Annotated in this window: 15 protein-coding genes and 1 pseudogene; 12 read left to right on the forward strand and 4 right to left on the reverse strand. The window is 69.0% G+C overall.

The annotated features are described in order from the left end of the window. Positions 1–243 precede the first annotated feature (243 nt). Both FM105_RS02420 and FM105_RS02425 read right to left on the reverse strand, forming a co-directional pair. On the reverse strand, positions 244–1,344 hold the full coding sequence (locus tag FM105_RS02420) for a mandelate racemase/muconate lactonizing enzyme family protein (protein ID WP_087004083.1): 1,101 nt from the start codon (positions 1,342–1,344) through the stop codon (positions 244–246). A gap of 118 nt (positions 1,345–1,462) precedes the next feature. Continuing rightward, positions 1,463–1,648: pseudogene (locus tag FM105_RS02425) on the reverse strand (LysR family transcriptional regulator); the annotation flags it as partial. 253 nt (positions 1,649–1,901) lie between these two features. On the opposite strand from FM105_RS02425, the gene catC reads away from it, so the two are divergent. From catC to FM105_RS02470, 9 genes are all read left to right on the forward strand, one after another. Next, on the forward strand, positions 1,902–2,195 hold the full coding sequence (gene catC / locus FM105_RS02430) for a muconolactone Delta-isomerase (protein WP_087004086.1): 294 nt from the start codon (positions 1,902–1,904) through the stop codon (positions 2,193–2,195). Between the two features lie 63 nt (positions 2,196–2,258). After that, positions 2,259–2,783 carry a mycothiol transferase gene (locus FM105_RS02435; protein ID WP_087004089.1) on the forward strand — a complete coding sequence of 175 codons (525 nt, stop codon included), beginning with the start codon at positions 2,259–2,261 and terminating at the stop codon, positions 2,781–2,783. A 150-nt stretch (positions 2,784–2,933) separates the two neighbouring features. After that, positions 2,934–4,754: a sugar phosphate isomerase/epimerase and 4-hydroxyphenylpyruvate domain-containing protein gene (locus FM105_RS02440; protein WP_087004092.1), complete on the forward strand. Its 1,821-nt coding sequence runs from the start codon at positions 2,934–2,936 to the stop codon at positions 4,752–4,754. 96 nt (positions 4,755–4,850) lie between these two features. Next, a complete protein-coding gene (locus tag FM105_RS02445) occupies positions 4,851–5,393 on the forward strand; it encodes a TRAP transporter small permease (protein WP_179207021.1) in 543 nt (180 codons plus the stop codon). Beyond that, entirely contained in the window at positions 5,390–6,664 is a 1,275-nt protein-coding gene (locus FM105_RS02450; RefSeq protein WP_087004098.1) for a TRAP transporter large permease, read from the forward strand. Before FM105_RS02445 ends, FM105_RS02450 begins: the two co-directional genes overlap by 4 nt. After that, positions 6,661–7,587: a shikimate dehydrogenase gene (locus FM105_RS02455; protein WP_256970162.1), complete on the forward strand. Its 927-nt coding sequence runs from the start codon at positions 6,661–6,663 to the stop codon at positions 7,585–7,587. The genes FM105_RS02450 and FM105_RS02455 overlap by 4 nt, the downstream gene beginning before the upstream one ends. A gap of 35 nt (positions 7,588–7,622) precedes the next feature. After that, a complete protein-coding gene (locus FM105_RS02460; RefSeq protein WP_218777888.1) occupies positions 7,623–8,606 on the forward strand; it encodes a DctP family TRAP transporter solute-binding subunit in 984 nt (327 codons plus the stop codon). Then, the gene (locus FM105_RS02465) at positions 8,603–9,607 is read left to right on the forward strand and encodes a phosphotriesterase family protein (protein ID WP_179207022.1); all 1,005 of its coding nucleotides are present in this window, start codon (positions 8,603–8,605) and stop codon (positions 9,605–9,607) included. The genes FM105_RS02460 and FM105_RS02465 overlap by 4 nt, the downstream gene beginning before the upstream one ends. Beyond that, positions 9,604–10,251 (forward strand): TetR/AcrR family transcriptional regulator, encoded by a 648-nt coding sequence (locus FM105_RS02470; RefSeq protein WP_087004107.1) that lies wholly within the window; start codon positions 9,604–9,606, stop codon positions 10,249–10,251. Before FM105_RS02465 ends, FM105_RS02470 begins: the two co-directional genes overlap by 4 nt. Positions 10,252–10,342: 91 nt before the next feature. On the opposite strand, the gene FM105_RS02475 is transcribed toward FM105_RS02470, so the two are convergent. Then, positions 10,343–12,097, reverse strand: coding sequence for an L-aspartate oxidase (locus FM105_RS02475; protein WP_087004110.1), 1,755 nt, complete (start codon positions 12,095–12,097; stop codon positions 10,343–10,345). A gap of 273 nt (positions 12,098–12,370) precedes the next feature. Between FM105_RS02475 and FM105_RS14630 the strand changes: the two genes are divergently transcribed. The 3 genes from FM105_RS14630 (at position 12,371) to FM105_RS02485 (ending at position 15,422) form a co-directional block, all read left to right on the forward strand. Then, the gene (locus FM105_RS14630) at positions 12,371–12,544 is read left to right on the forward strand and encodes a hypothetical protein (protein WP_179207023.1); all 174 of its coding nucleotides are present in this window, start codon (positions 12,371–12,373) and stop codon (positions 12,542–12,544) included. Between the two features lie 87 nt (positions 12,545–12,631). Further along, on the forward strand, positions 12,632–13,888 hold the full coding sequence (locus FM105_RS02480; protein WP_087004113.1) for an MFS transporter: 1,257 nt from the start codon (positions 12,632–12,634) through the stop codon (positions 13,886–13,888). Positions 13,889–13,964: 76 nt separating this feature from the next. Next, the gene (locus FM105_RS02485; RefSeq protein ID WP_087004116.1) at positions 13,965–15,422 is read left to right on the forward strand and encodes a benzaldehyde dehydrogenase; all 1,458 of its coding nucleotides are present in this window, start codon (positions 13,965–13,967) and stop codon (positions 15,420–15,422) included. A gap of 158 nt (positions 15,423–15,580) precedes the next feature. Here the strand turns inward: FM105_RS02485 and FM105_RS02490 are convergent, their stop codons facing one another. Continuing rightward, entirely contained in the window at positions 15,581–16,357 is a 777-nt protein-coding gene (locus tag FM105_RS02490) for an IclR family transcriptional regulator (RefSeq protein WP_087004119.1), read from the reverse strand. Positions 16,358–16,416 lie beyond the last annotated feature (59 nt).

Here is a 16,416-nt window from a genome sequence, read left to right on the forward strand (position 1 = left end):
CGGCGACCTCTGCGCTCAGCCTAACGACTGCGTTGAGAGGCGGGAAGAGCCGAATATGTCTTGATTGGAACGAATGGGATATCAGGCCAGGTCCTTGGGCCTGTCTGACTCGGCGGTGCTGCCGGATCGACCGGCACCACCAGCCGACTTGCCAGCCGACTTGCCGGCTGGCCCGCCAACCGGCACAGCCAGCCGACCTGCCAACCGACCCAGTGGCCCCGGTCATGCCGATGGCCGGCGACCTCAGTTCTGCCGGTAGTGGGCCAGCTTGTCCTCATCGATGCCCGCGCCCACGCCCGGCTCGTCCCGGACGAAGATCCTGCCGTCGGTGATCGTGATCGGGTCGGCGAGCAGGTCGTCTGACATGTCGAGGAAGTTCGACAGCTCGCCGGCGCGCGCGGACGTCGCGCGGTGCGCGGCGCCGAACGTCACCGTCGCGATCGACCCCACCTGGGTGTCGATCTGGTTGCCCATCGTGACGTCGACGCCCAGTCCCGTGCAGAGGCCGAGGATCTCCTTCGCCTCGGTGAAGCCCGACCGTGCCGTCTTGATGCAGATCGCCGTGCAGCCGCCGGACAGCAGTTCGCGTGAGGCGTCGCCGGCGGTGGGCACGGACTCATCGCCGACGACGGGGATCGGAGACTGCTCGACCAGGCGACGGCGCCCCATGGCCTCCTTCGCGTCGTTGGGCTCCTCGAGGAGGGTCAGGCCCAGGCCGTCGGTGCGGCGCAGCACCTCCATCGCCTCGTTCGCGGTCCAGCCGCGGTTCGCGTCGAGGTAGATCTCGACGTCGTCGCCCAGGCCGGCGCGCAGCACTTCGCAGGCTTCGATGTCGAGGCCCAGCGGGCGGCGACCGACCTTGAGCTTGAACGTCGTGATCCCGTACTCCTCGCCGAACCGCAGGGCTTCGTCGAGCAGTTCCTGCGCGGGCTTGAACCCGAGCATGTGGCTCACGCGCATCGAGTCCGTCCAGCCGCCCAGCAGCTTGTGGACAGGTGTGCCGAGGGACGTGCCGGCGATGTCCCACAGCGCGATGTCGACCGCGCCCTTCGCCACCTGGTTGTGGATCGTCCGCTGCATGACCGCGTGGATCTTCTCGCGGTCGAGGGGGTCCATCCCGATGATGTGCGGTGCGAACACGTTCTCGACGACCTCGACGATGGAGGTCTGGGTCTCGCCGTACGTGTAGGGCCGAGGCGGTGCGTCGGCAGTGCCCACGACCCCCTCATCGGTGTGGATGCGGATGAGGACGTGGTCGGCCGTGTGCACCTCGCCCGAGGCGAACTTCAGCGGGTGCGTGTACGGGATCGCGTACGGGACGGCTTCGAGGGCGGTGATCTTCATGGGGCCTCCGTGGGCTCGGGATCGGATGCGGTGGTCGGGTGAGGGGCGGCCGCCGAGGCGGTGGCTGGGCCGCCGGCCGCGGCCTCGGTCGTGGTGGGCCGGGAGCGGGCCGAGGCCGGCGGCCCGCCTCCGTGAGGTCCACGCGGCGGGTGGTCCGCTCGAACAGCCGGGTCCCCAGCTCCGCTTCGAGCTGCTTGATCTGCTGCGACAGGGGCGGCTGCGCCATATGGAGCTTCTCCGCTGCGCGTCCGAAGTGGCGCTCCTCGGCGACGGCGAGGAAGTAGCGCAGGTGCCGCAGTTCCATGGGGCCTCCTCGTCGGTGTGTCGCCATGTCGCCGTGTCGTCGGTGCTTCGCCGTGCTGGGATCTGGGGCTCAGCGTACGGGCGACCGCCAGCGGTGGGAAGGACTGGTTTCCGCTCGAATGAGAGCTTCTGGGTCTCAGTCCATCGGAAAGGGATACTTCAGCCTCTTGATGTGGGAGCCTACTGTGAGCACACCTGGCATGACCTGCAGACCGATGGCATGACATGCAGTACCGATCGGAAGGACTGAGACGATGCTGTTCCTCGCACGGATGGATGTGGCGTTCCCGGAGAGCATGGACGCGGAGACCCGCGCGGATTTCCAGGCTCGGGAGAAGGAGTACTCCAGTGATCTGCAGCGCCGCGGGATCATGAAGGGGATCTGGCGGGTGGTCGGCGAGTACGCGAACCACTCGATCTACGAGGTCGACTCGAACGACCAGCTCCACGAGGTCTTCGCCGGGTTCCCGATGTTCCCCTACATGAAGGTGCAGGTCACCCCGCTGGCGAAGCACCCCAACGCGACGACGGACGACTTCTTCGGCTGAGTGCGGCTTCTGCCCGGGACGCACCCGCGTCCGGAAAGCTGCCGCGTCTGGGATGCTGTGAGCATGGATGATGCGCCCACCCCAGCAGGCACCTCGGCGGCGGTTCCGAGCGACGGCCCGGCGGGCAGCGCTCCGACGGTCGCCGCGTACCTCGCGGTCGCCGACGAGGCGTTCGACGGGATCGAGGCGGTCCTCGCCCTGCTCGACGACGACTCGGTGAACCGGACTCCGCTGCCGGGCACCGTGAACACGGTGTTCGCCCTGATGACCCACGTGCACGGGATGGCCTGCTACTGGGGCGGCTCGCTGATCGCGGGGGAGCGGAACCCGCGCGACCGCGCGTCGGAGTTCCGCTCCCGCGGCACCGTCGCCGAGGCCCGGGACCTCCTCGACGATCTGCGCACCCGCCTGCCCGGCTGGGTCGACATCGCGTGCACCGAGGGGGTCCGCGACCCGCACGCCGCGGGCACGAGCCGCAGCGACGCCGCGGACGTCACCGCGGAATGGGCTCTGCAGCACCTCTTCCACGAGATCGCCCAGCACTCGGGTCACATGGAGATCTGCCGCGATCTCGTCCTCGCCGACTGACGCATCCGGAGCCCCCGTCTGAAGAGGGGACGCCCTCCTGCCAAGCCTCCTCGTCCTGTTCTGCCAAGCTCTCCCGCCCTGTCCTGTCCCGCTTCTGCGACTGCCCTCTCACCCTTGTTCCCACAATGTACGATCTGGTACGTTAATTGCATGAGAACGTCGGTGGCGACGGTCTGCCTGTCCGGTGGCCTGGTGGAGAAGCTCCATGCCTGCGCATCCGCGGGCTTCGACGGTGTGGAGATCATGGACGCCGATCTCGTGGCCGCATATGAGTCTCCCGAGGAGATCCGCACCCTCTGCGAGCGCCTGGGCCTGAGCATCGACATGTATCAGCCGTTCCGTGACGTGGAGGGCGTCGACGAGGACACGTTCGCCGACAACCTGCGGCGTGCCGAAGCCAAGTTCGATGTCATGGAGCGCCTCGGCACCGATCTCATCCTCCTGTGCAGCAACGCCGGCACCGCCACGATCGACGACGATGATCTGGCCGCCGACCAGCTCGGCCGGCTCGCCGACCTCGCGGCGCAGCGCGGGATCCGCATCGCCTACGAGGCGCTGGCGTGGGGACGGTTCGTCGATGACTACCGGCATGCATGGCGCATCGTGCAGCGAGCCGACCGCCCCAACCTCGGCGTCTGCCTCGACAGCTTCCACATCCTCAGCCGCGGACACGACCCCGCGGCGATCGAGGAGATCCCCGGCGAGAAGATCTTCTTCCTGCAGCTGGCCGACGCCCCCGCGCTCGACATGGACGTCCTGCAGTGGAGCCGCCACCATCGCCTGTTCCCCGGCGAGGGCGACTTCGACCTCACCGGGTTCCTGGGCCACGTGCTGCGGGCCGGATATGCGGGCCCGCTCTCGCTGGAGGTCTTCAACGACACCTTCCGCCAGACCGCGGTGTTCCGCACCGCAGCCCATGCGCGCCGATCCCTGACCTGGCTCGCGGACCGCACGGCACTCGCGGAGCGCCGCGACGCCGGCCGCCTCCTGGACGCGCAGCACGCGCACGGCGTCGACTTCGTCGAGATCTCCGGCGACGATCTGCACGACCTCGACCAGCTGCTCGATCAGCTCGGGTTCGCATTCCGCGGTCGTCACCGCTCGAAGCCGGTGCGACTGTGGACCGCCGGCGGTGCGCGCATCATCCTGAATGAGCAGCTGCGCCTGGAGTCCCCGCGGCTCACCGGGTTCGGCCTCACGGTCGACGATGCGGCGCAGGCCTCACGGCGCGCGGGATCGCTCGGTGCGGACCCCGTCTATCGCCGCACGTATCGCGATGAGGTCGAACTGCGCGCCGTCGCATCCCCCGATGGCACCGAGGTGTACTGGAACGACGACGATCCGGAGACGGGGTGGGTCTCCGAGTTCGAGGGCGGGACCGCCGTCGCCGCCTTCACCGGCGACATCGACCACATCAACCTGAGCTGGGCGTGGCAGGACTTCGATGAGGCCGTGCTCTTCATGCGCAGCGTCGTCGCCCTGGACGCCGAACCCGTCGCCGAGGTGCCGGGTCCGCGCGGGCTGGTGCGCAGCCAGGTGATGCGCTCACCGGATCGCGTCGTGCGACTGCCGATGAACCTCGCGCCGCCGACCGCGCCCGTTCCCCACAGGCACATCGCCGTGCGCGTCGAGGATGCTGTGGCAGTGGCGCGCGCGGCGCACGCGAAGGGCCTCGGATTCCTTCCCGTGCCGCACAACTACTACGACGACCTGCAGGCGCGGTTCGCGCTCGATGCCGATCTGTTCGAGACGCTGCAGAGCCTCGACCTGCTCTACGACCGCGATGCGGGCGGGGAGTTCATCCACTTCTACACGCCGACCCACGGCGGGGTGTTCCTCGAGATCGTCGAGCGGCGCGGCGGGTACGACGGCTACGGCGCCCCTAACGCTCCGGTGCGGCTGTCGGCTCAGCGACAGGTCAGCACATGGACGGACGCGCACGGATCCGGCACACCTGCAGAGCGCACATGAGCCGGCCGTCTCATAATCGGGGCCGAGCTTGATCTCCGAATGTACTATCCGGTACGTTCGTCCCCACTCACTTCACAGGACCGACAAGGACGTCGCATGACAGACTCCCCGGCGCATCGCACGAAGCCGTTCTGGCAACCGCTCGTGCGCGTGCTCACCGCCATCGAGGTCGCGATCGGCGTCCTCTGCATCCTCGCGATCCTGGTGCTCGTCTTCTTCCAGGCCGTGCAGCGCTACCTGCCGATCGAACAGGTGGCCTGGACGGGTGAGGTGTCGCGCTTCGCGCTGGTCTGGCTCACCTTCTCCGCCGCTGGCATCCTCATCACGACACGGGGACACATCGCCCTGGAGATCGTCGATGCGGCCCGCAGCCGGCTGTTCGTGCGCATCGTGCAGTCCGGCGCGATGCTCATCGTGGCCGCGGTCGCGATCATGCTCGTCGTCGAGGCCCTCGCACTGATCGACTCGCAGGGCATCCTGAAGTCCGCCGTCCTGCGGATCCCCATGTCGTGGGTCTACATCCCCGTCCTGATCGGCGTCGTCTCGACTGCGATCCGGTCGCTCATCCAGGCCGTGCAGATCGCGGTGACCGGACCGGTCTTCTCCGAGTTCGACGACGACGCGGAGGTCGCCCCATGATGCTCGTGCTGCTCGTCGTCGCGATCGCGGTGCTGCTCGTCCTCCGCGTCCCCGTCGCCTTCGCCTTCCTCGGCCCGTCGATCGTCTACATGTGGGCGAACGGCAATTCGACCGGCAACGCGCTGCGTGAGGTGTTCAACGCGGCGGACAGCTTCCCGCTGCTCGCTGTGCCGCTCTTCGTCCTGCTCGGCTCACTCGCCAACCGTGCGGGCATCGCCGACAGTCTCTTCCGCTTCGCCCTCGCCGTCCTGGCGCGTGTGCGCGGGTCGCTCGGCTACGTCTCGATCGGGACGAGCGTCGGCTTCAGCTGGATGAGCGGCTCGGCCGTCGCAGACGCCGCCGCGCTCGGCAAGGTGCAGATCCCCGCGATGATCCGCGAGGGATACGGACGGCGCTTCGCGACGGGAGTGTCGGCATCCTCGTCGCTCATCGCACCCGTCATGCCGCCGTCGATCCCCGCCGTCATCTATTCGGGTCTCGCCGCCGTGTCGACGGGCGCGCTGTTCGCCGCCTCGGTCATCCCGGCGATCGCGATGGCCATCGGGCTGTGCATCGTCGTGGCGGTGCTCGTCTCGCGCAACCCGAGGATCCAGAAGGGCGAGTTCGACAAGGCGGAGGTGCTCGCCTCGATCAGAGGCGTCATCCTGCCGATGTTCACACCGGTCATCATCCTCGGCGGCATCCTCGGTGGTCTCTTCACGCCGACGGAGGCCGCAGCCGTCGCCGTCGCCTACATCATCCTCGTGGGCGTGATGCGCCGCTCGCTGACGTGGAGGGGGTTCCTCGAGGCGGTCAAGGAATCGGCCGTCACCACCGCGTCGATCATGATCATCGTCGCGTCGGCGTCGCTGCTGGGCTACATCCTCGCGCGTGAGCGCGTGCCGCAGATCATGACCGAGGCGATGTTCTCGATCAGCGACAGTCCCACGGTCTTCCTGTTCCTCGTCGTCCTCCTGTGCCTCGTGCTCGGCACCGTGATCGACGCGACTGCGCTCCTCGTGCTGATCGTGCCGATCCTCGTGCCGATCGCGAACACGTACGGCGTCGATCCCATCACTCTCGGCGTGATCACGATCATCGCGCTCATGATCGGCCTGCTGACACCGCCCGTGGGCACTGTGCTGTTCGTGACCGCCTCGGTCTCCCGCTCGCGCATCGGCGACGTCTTCCGCGGGACGCTTCCGTTCACCATCCCGTTCCTCATCGTCGTCGCGCTCGCGATCGCCTTCCCGGAGATGATCACGTGGATGCCGGAGGTGTTCGGCCTGTGACCGCAGCACCGTCTCTGAGAGCATCGCGTCGCGCCGTGCTCGTGGGCCTCATCGGCCAGGGCGTGACACCGTCACTCACTCCGCCCATGCACGAGCTGGAGGGCGCGCGGCACGGCATGCACTACGTCTACCGCACGATCGAGACCGGGCGGTGCTCCCCGGAGAACCTCGCGCAGCTGCTGTGGGCGGCGCGCACGATGGGGTTCGACGGGCTCAACGTCACGCATCCGCTCAAGCAGGCGATCGTTCCGCTTCTCGACGAACTCGACACCAGTGCGTGCCGCGTCGGGGCCTGCAACACCGTGGTCTTCGACGGCGAGCGCGCGATCGGCCACAACACGGACGTCACCGGATTCGGCTCTGCATTCGACGTGTCCTTCGGAGACTCCCCTCGCGAGCGCGTCGTGATCGTCGGCGCGGGGGGTGCGGGATCTGCCGTGGCGAATGCGCTGGCCGAACGAGACATCGCTGAACTCGTGCTGGTCGACGTCGCCCGCGACCGTGCCCAGGAGTTGGCGGAGCAGGTCGCAGCGCTCACGCGGGGGTCCGTGCGAGGGGCATCGACTGATGCGCTGCCGGAGCTGCTCGCAGAGGCCGACGGCGTCGTGAACGCCACGCCGTTCGGCATGGCGGCACACCCTGGAATGGCCTTCGACCCTGTGCTTCTGCCCGAGGGCGCGTGGGTCGGCGACATCGTCTACCGCCCCACCGACACCGCTCTGCTCATGGCAGCGCGGGCACGGGGTCTGAAGACGATGTCCGGTCTCGGCATGGCGATGGGCCAGGCGGCCGACGCCTTCGAGATCTTCACCGGCGAACCCGCGGATCGGGACGCCATGACGCAGGACCTGAAGGAACTGGTCGTCGCTGAAGCGGCGTCGACCCCCGGCATGACCGGAAACCGAGGAGAGGAACACCCGTGATGAATGCACGAACCAGGCGAGCAGCGTGGGTCGCTATGGTCGCCGCACCGGCGCTGGTGCTGACCGGCTGCGGCGGCGGCGAGGCAGAGGGCGACGGCGGCCAAGGCGGCGATGTCGAGCTCACCTTCGCGACCAGCTACAACGAGGACCAGCCCCAGCACACCTGTGGGGCGACCGTCATCAAGGAGCAGATTGAGAGCGCTGACGTGGGGATCTCGGTCGAGATCTACCCCTCGAGCCAGCTCGGCGGCGACGCGGAGCGCATCGCGGCCGTGGCATCCGGCGACATCGACCTGGACATCCAGGGCGCCTCTGCGCTGGGCGCCGTGTACGAGCCCGTCTCAGTGCTCGACGCGGCCTACGCGTTCGACGATGCCGACCACCTCGCAGCCTTCGCCGCGAGCGACGAGGGCCAGCAGGTCTTCACCGACTTCGCAGACGAGACCGGTGTGAACACGCTCGGCGTGTGGTCGGCCGGCGCCCGGCACTTCACCGCGAACAAGCCGATCCTCTCCCCGGAGGATCTCGAGGGTCAGCGCATCCGCTTCCCCGGATCGCCGCAGTACCTCCTCAATGCCCAGGCGCTCGGTGCGAGCGCGACCGAAGTGGCGTACGAGGAGCTCTACCTCGCCCTGCAGCAGGGCACGGTCGACGGCCAGGAGAACCCGATCACCAACATCGCCTCGCAGAACATGCAGGAGGTGCAGAGCGATCTCAGCCTGACGGAGCACCAGCTGAACACGAACCTCGTGCTCATCGGGGAGGTCTGGGAGGAGTTCGACGCCGATCAGCAGCAGGTCGTCACCGATGCGGTCGCCATGGCGGTCGACGAGGTCACGGCCTGCGTCGACGAAGAGGACGCTGCCACGATCGAGGAGTGGGAGGCCGGCGACGAGTGGACCGTGCACCGCGACGTCGACGTGGACGCGTTCCGTGAGCAGGCTGTCAGCTGGTTCGAGGAGAACCTGGACGACGAGACGCTCTCCGTCTTCGAATCGATCCGCGCCACGGCCTCTTGAGGTCGGCGTCGTCCGCGCGCACCGTCCCGACCTTCACGGGCGACCTCGCGGCGGACGACCTCGGCCAGACGCTGCTGCACGAGCACCTGTTCGTGCAGCAGCCCGAGGTCGACCGCGCCCTGCCGGATGACGGGTGGGAGGAGGACCGAGGAGTGCGCGACGCAATCGCCCACCTCGACCTCCTCCACGACAGGGGGGTGAGCACGGTCGTCGATCTGACGGTGCCCGGGCTGGGGCGCGATGCGGCTCTGGTGGCACGAGTCGCCTCGCGCACGCGCATGCGGGTCGTCGCGGCGACCGGCTGGTACACGCATGACGTGCTGCCGACCTTCTTCCGCCTCAACGGTCCGGGTCGGCTGGTCGACGGCCCGGACCGGCTCGCCGAACTGTTCGTCGGAGACGTCACGCAGGGGATCCAGGGCACCGGCGTGCGCGCGGGGGCGCTCAAGGTCGTCTCCGACGTCGACGGCATGACCGACGACGTGCACCGCGTGTTCGCGGCCGCCGCCCTCGCGCACCGGGAGACCGGAGTGCCCGTATTCACGCACTCGCATGCGCCTTCGCGCGGGGGCCTCGAGCAGCAGGACGTGCTCGAACGGGCTGGTGTCGGGCTCGACCGCGTGGTCATCGGACACGCCGGTGACTCCGATGACCTCGACTACCTGCAGGAGCTCGCCGCCCGGGGATCCTTCCTGGGCTTCGACCGCTTCGGCATGGAGCACATGGCGACGGACGCGCAGAGGATCGAGATGCTGCTCGCGCTCCTGGAGAGGGGCCTCGCCCCGCAGATCGTCCTGTCGCACGACGCCGCGATCTACAGCCGCGTCACTCCACCCTCGTGGCGACGCGAGCACACGCCGCACTGGACCATGCACCATCTGCACGATCGGATCCTCCCCCTGCTGCGGCAGAAGGGGGTCGGTGACGGTGAGATCCGTACGATGTTGAGAGACAACCCCCGCCGCGTACTGGTGGGACCAGGGAACGAGGGCCAGCGATGACCACGAACGACTCCGAGGACGTGCCGGCGCGTCAGCGGGATGCCGAGCGCACGAAGCGCGAGCTGCTCGAGGTGGCGACCACGGTGTTCGCCGAGGTCGGCTTCGCGGGTGCGCGCGTGGACGAGATCGCTGCCCGCACCAGCACGACGAAGCGGATGATCTACTACTACTTCGGCGGCAAGGAGCAGTTGTACACCGCAGTGCTCGAGAAGGCCTACCGCGGGATCCGCACGGCCGAGCGTGAGATCGATGTGGCCGAACTGGGCCCCGCTGACGCGCTGCGGGCACTGGCCGAGGCGACGTACGACCACCACGTGCAGCACAGCGACTTCATCCGGCTCGTGATGATCGAGAACATCCACCACGCGCAGTTCCTCAAGAGGATCGACACCCTGGGCGAACTCGGTCAGCCCGCCGTCGACGTGCTCGAGCAGATCATCGCCCGCGGGCGCGCCGAGGGCGTCTTCCGCGACGACATCGAACCGTTCGACCTGCACATGCTCATCAGCTCATACTGCGTGTTCCAGGTGGCGAACCAGCACACCTTCGGCCATCTCTTCCAGCGCCGGCTGCTCGAGGAGCCGATGGCGAGCCGGGCCCGCGCGATGATCGGCGACATCGTGGTGCGCTGGGCCGCGGCTTAGCCGGGTCGCGGTTCAGCCGGGCTGTGGCCCCGGCCAGGCTGTGGCTCAGCCGGGCTGTGGCCCAGCCGGTTCGCGCCCCGGCCGGCAGGCCTCACTCCACGAGCTTGCCGTCCTGGGATACGTCCCGCATGAGGGCCGCGATCTCTGCGGGGGCCTCGGCGAGGGGCTCCCGCTCCACACGGCCGGGACCGGCCCACACGAGGTTCACCCGCATCGCGGGGTCCTGGTCCGGGAAGTCCGCACGGTTGTGGCAGCCGCGGGTCTCGCGACGCTCCAGTGCGCACTCGAGCGTCGCCCGTGCCGCGAGCAGCGACGACTTCAGGTCGAACGCGTGCGCGAGGTCCTGATAGCCGGCTTGGTCGGGGTGCACCCCGATGTCCGCGCTGCGGGCCTCGATCGCGGTGAGCTCGTCGAGCCCCCTCCGCAGGCCCGCCTCATCGCGGACGACCCCGCAGTGCTCGGTCATCGTGTCGCGCACCGCCCGCTGGAGGGCGCGGATGTTCTCCGTGCCGTCGGCGGTGAGTAAGTCGGCGAGCTCCGCGCGGGCGGCGGCCACCGCCTCGGGCGACCTGGTCTGCACGACGATGCCGCGATGGTGGCGGGCGGCGGCCTCGCCGGTGATCCGGCCGAACACCAGCAGCTCGATGAGCGAGTTGCCGCCCAGGCGGTTCGCCCCGTGCAGGCCGGACGCCGCCTCGCCGATCGCGAAGAGGCCGGGCACGTCGGTGCTGTGGTCCTCGGGACGCACCCACACGCCGCCCATCGAGTAGTGGGCAGTGGGCGCGATCTCGATCGGCTCCCGCGTGATGTCGAGCATCTGCAGCTCCATGAGCGTCTGGTAGACGCGGGGCAGGCGCTCCATGATCTGCTGCCGCGGCAGGTGCGACACGTCCAGCCATACACCGCCGTTCGCCGTGCCCCGGCCCTCCTTGATCTCCGTGTACGAGGCGAGCGCGACGCGGTCGCGAGTCGACAGCTCCATGCGCTCCGGGTCGTACGTGGACATGAAGCGCTCGCCCAGGGAGTTGCGGAGGATGCCGCCCTCACCGCGCGCGGCCTCCGAGACGAGGGTGCCGGCGTCGGCCTCCGGTTCGAGGATGCCGGACGGGTGGAACTGGACGAGCTCCGCATCGCGGATCCGACCGCCGGCCCCATGTGCGAGCCGGAACGAGTCGCCCGTGTTCTCGTTGCGACGCGATGAGGTGCGGCGCCAGATCCGGTTGTGGCCGCCGCACGCCAGGATCACGGCGTCGGCGTAGATCAGATAGCGCTCACCCGTGTGCTCGTGGAAGCCGTAGGCGCCGAAGACCGCACCCTCGTCGTTCGTGAGCACCCTGGTGATGTAGACGTGCTCGAGGATCGGCACGCCCGTCTGCTCCGCGCGGCGCACGAGTGTCTTCTGGATCTCCAGGCCGGTGTAGTCGCCGGAGAAGGCGGTGCGCCGCCAGGTGTGGGCGCCGAAGAAGCGCTGGGAGATCCGGCCGTCCTCCTCGCGGGCGAACTGCATGCCGAAACGGTCCAGGTCCTCGATCCCGCGGGCTGCGCCCTGTGTGACGATCTCGACGGTGCGCGGGTCGGCCAGCCCATAGCTTTCCTGGAGCGTGTCCGCGGCGTGCTGCTGCCAGGAGTCCTGCGCATCGAGTGTGCCCAGCGCTGCGTTGATGCCGCCTGCCGCGAGCGTGGTGTGGGCGTCGTCGCGGGGCCGCTTCCCGACTGCGAGGACGTCGACTCCCTGCTCGCGCAGCTCGATCGCCGCCCGCAGTCCGGATCCTCCCGTCCCCACGACGAGGACGGAGGTGGAGATCTGGCGTTCGCGGGGCTGGGTGTGCGTGGTCGTCTCCGTCATGGGGAGCCTCCCTGAGAGGGTCGTCGGCGGAGCCGCCGGATGGTGTGCGGCTCGCTGGACTCGACGGTACGGGCGCACGTCGCATCGAGGCAAGGGTCGCCTAAGTCGCTGAGTCGATCTGTCTCACTGTCTGGATGTGAGATGAGACAGGGTGGTGTGACCTGCAGGGATGATGACTACGGACTGTAGTGGCTGTGGGGTGTGGACGGGGCGTCGCGAGGTGGCGGGCAGGGCGTCGCGAGGTGGCGGGCGCTCCGTCACCAGGTGGCTGCGGTGAAATCGTGCAGATCCGCTTCGATCTTCGTGGCCTTCGGTGCGGCGGCACTCGTCGCCGCCGTGCTGCAGATCGTGGTGCTGCGTCGGGCGGCTTCGACGCAGGCAGTTCCCGCTGCTCCTGACGCAGCGGTCCGATCGCGCGGGGAGGTGCGCGAAGAGGTGCGCAGCTGATTGCGCAGAGGGACGCGGATGGCACAGACTCTGTGGGTTCGGTCTCATGGTGCGGCCTCGAGTCCGCAGCACACTCGAAGGAGAGCTATGCATACGTCGTCGCGCGGCTGGATCGTGGTCCTCTGCTGGCTCACGGTCATGTTCGAGGGCTTCGACATCGTCGCACTCGGCGCCACCATCCCCATCCTCACGAATCCTGAGATCGGACACATGGGGGTCACCGCCGCGGATATGACGTTCGTGTCGACGATCTCGCTGGTGGGCGTGGCGATCGGTGCAGTCTGCATCGGCCCGATCGCCGACCGCCGCGGACGCAGGCTGCCGCTCATGGGCTGCGTGGCCCTGTTCTCCCTCTTCACGCTCCTCTTCCCGCTCATGCCGAACGTCGCACTCATGGGCGCAGCCCGGCTGGTCGCCGGATTCGGACTGGGCGCGTGCATGCCGATCGCCGTGACGATGATGCAGGAGTCCGCGCCCCAGGGTCGGAAGGCGAACGCGTCGACCGTGACGATGACCGGCTATCACGCGGGCGCCGTGCTGGCGTCGCTCGCCGCCCTCGTCTTCCACGAGCACTGGCACTGGCTCTTCTACCTGGGCGGCGGCCTGGGCCTGCTCGCGCTCATCCCGATGTGGCTGAAGCTCCCCGAGACCGCACCGCCGGCGATCGTCGGAGCGGCGGCGACTGCGAACGCGAGCCCCGCGGCGTCCGGTCCGAAGCTGGGCGTCCGCGACCTCTTCCGGGACGGTCGGTCACGCATCACCGTGGGCCTGTGGGTCGCGACCTTCATGGGCCTCATGCTGGTGTACGGCCTCAACACCTGGCTGCCGAAGATCATGGAACTCGCCGGATACAACGTGTCCAGCTCGCTCGTCATGCTGTTCGTGCTCAATGCGGGCGGGATCATCGGGCTGCTGGTGGGCGGCCGTGTGGCGGACGCCCGCGGGATCAAGGGGACGATCCTCGTGTGGTTCGGCGTCTCCGCGATCCTGCTGGCAGCGCTCAGCATCCGGATCGCGGATCAGTTCGTGCTCAACGCGGTCATCCTCGTCACAGGCCTCTTCGTGTTCTCCTCGCAGGTGCTCGTGTACGCGTTCGTCGGCTACCTGTACCCGAAGACGCTGGTCGCCACGGGGATGGGCTTCACCTCCGGGGTCGGCCGGCTGGGTGCGATCCTCGGACCCCTGGCCACGGGTGTGCTCGTCACACTGAGCCTCGCCTACCCGGGCGGCTTCTACATGTTCGCGATCGCTGCGGTCATCGGGTTCCTCGCCGTGCTGGCGATCCCCAAGCCGCGGGCATCGACGTCGAAGGAGCTCCACGCCCTCGAGCAGACGGAGGCGTGACGTGGAGCGCGAGGATGGTGGAACCAGAGTGCTTGACTGGGGAACGCTTGACGGAGGAACGAGGAAGGATCCGACCATGACACTCATGGACACAGCAGTATGGGACGGACGCATCAGCTCGAACGGCTGGGTGGCAGGATCCGCCGGCGCACAGGACGTCATGGAGCCGGCCACGGGGCAGGCGCTCGCGACTGTGGGGCTCGCGACGGGCGAGGACGTGCTGCGGGCAGCGACCTCGGCGGCCCGTGCCCAGAAGGAGTGGGCGGCGCGGACACCGGAGGAGCGCACGGCCGTGCTGCGCCGCGCCGGTCAGCTGTTCGAGGACCATGCGGAGGAGATCCAGCAGTGGATCATCCGTGAGGCCGGCTCGATTCCCCCGAAGGCGGGTCTGGAGACCCACATCGCGGCGAACGAGTGCTTCGACGCGGCCGCTCTGCCCCACCACCCGTTGGGCGACGTGCTCGCGACGAACGAGGACCGCTGGTCGCTCGCCCGCCAGCGCCCCGTGGGCGTCGTCTCCGTCATCGCACCGTTCAACTTCCCGCTGATCCTGTCGATCCGGGCAGTGGCGCCCGCGCTCGCCCTGGGCAATGCCGTGCTGCTCAAGCCGGACCCGCGCACCGCGGTCTGCGGAGGCGTCGCGCTGGCCCGCGTCTTCGAGGAGGCCGGCCTTCCCGAGGGCCTCCTCCACCTGCTGCCGGGCGGAGCGGACGTCGGCGAGGCGGTCGTCGCCGCGCCAGAGGTCTCCACCGTCGCGTTCACGGGCTCCACCGGTGCCGGACGCGCGATCGGCGAGACGTGCGGTCGGATGCTCAAGCGCGCTCACCTGGAGCTGGGCGGCAACAACGCGCTGCTCGTGCTGCCCGGTGCGGACGTGGACGCGGCAGTGTCCGCGGCCGCCTTCGGATCCTTCATGCACGCGGGGCAGATCTGCATGACGACGGGGCGCCACCTCGTCCACTCGTCGCTCTACGACGAGTACGTGGCGAAGCTCGCGGCCAAGGCCGACGGACTGCCGATGGGCGACCCGCACACGGAGCAGGTAGCCGTCGGACCGATCATCGACGACACGCAGGCGCAGCGCATCGAGGACATCATCACGGCAGCGGCGGACGCCGGTGCCACGGTCGCGGCCGGCGGCACCCGGGACGCCCGGTTCATCCGTCCCACCGTGCTCACCGGACTCGACCGCGACAACCGGGCGTGGGCGGACGAGATCTTCGGACCGGTCGCCCCCGTCATGTCCTACGACACGATCGACGAGGCCGTCGAGCTCGCGAATGCGAACGAGTACGGACTGTCTATCGGCGTGCTCGGCGATGTGGGCACCGCGATGGACATCGCCGACCGCCTGGAGTCCGGCAAGATCCACATCAACGAGCAGACGGTCTCCGATGAGTCGCAGGCGCCCTTCGGCGGTGTGAAGTCGTCCGGCAACGGATCCCGCGTGGGCGGGGCGAAGGCGAACATCGACGCGTTCACGGAGACCCAGTGGGTCACGATGCGCTCGACGATCGCCCCGTACCCCTTCTGAGACCGCCGAGGTCCCGGTCTTCGAGACTCGGTCGCTCCGGCCGGTGCCGGGCTGGGCTTCCGACGCGCCCGAGGTCCCGGTCACCGGAATGGTCCGGTGACCGGGACCTCGGGCGCGGTCAGTATTCGACCGCGGCAGTCAGTCCTCGGCCTCCGCGGTCAGTCTTCGGCCTCGGCGGCCTGTGCTCTCCGCAGCGCCAGCCGGATCGCGCGGGCACCGGCGGCCAGGGCCTCGTGGATGCGCTGGTCTGGCGGGGCCGTCTCCGTGTCGACGACGGCGCCCAGCGCGGCGACGACCTCGCCCGTGGGTCCGGCGATGGGGACGGCGCAGCTGGTGGAGCTTGCGACCATGTGGCCCGGCAGCCGTGCGAAGCCCGTGCGGCGGGCCTCGTCGAGCACTCCGCGCAGCACGACGGGATCGGTGATCGTCGAGGACGTCATGCGGGCGAGGTCGCGGCGCAGGTAGGACTCGCGCACGTGCTCCGGCTGCTGGGCCAGCAGGATGAGGCCCGCGGCGGACGCGTGCGTGGGCAGGCGGCCGCCCACGTGCGCGATGTTCGGGCCCGCCTGGGGCGCGGACACCCGCTCGAGGAACAGCACGTCGGACTCCCGCATGATCGCGAGCTGCACGTGCTGTCCGATCTGCGCGTTCACCGCGAGCATGTGCGGGCGCGCGATGCGTCCCATCGACATCGTGTCCGATGCGCGGTTGGCGAGCTCCCACATCCCCACTCCCACGCGGATCCGGCCGTCGGGATCGCGGTGGAGGAGGTCGTGGCCGATCATGTCGTCGACGAGCCGGTAGGCGGTCGACGTCGGCAGATCGGCGCGGGCGGCGAGTGAGGAGAGCGTGAGATCCGGGTGCTGCGGGTCGAACGCGGACAGCACGCGCACGATGCGGTCCAGCACGGAATCACCGCTGGGGGAGTTCGCCATGCCTCCACACTACGGCGAGGCGCGCCGCGATTCTTGTTCAATGGGAAGAGGTGCGACGA

The organism is Brevibacterium yomogidense, assembly GCF_900163715.1.
GTDB lineage: Bacteria > Actinomycetota > Actinomycetes > Actinomycetales > Brevibacteriaceae > Brevibacterium > Brevibacterium yomogidense_A.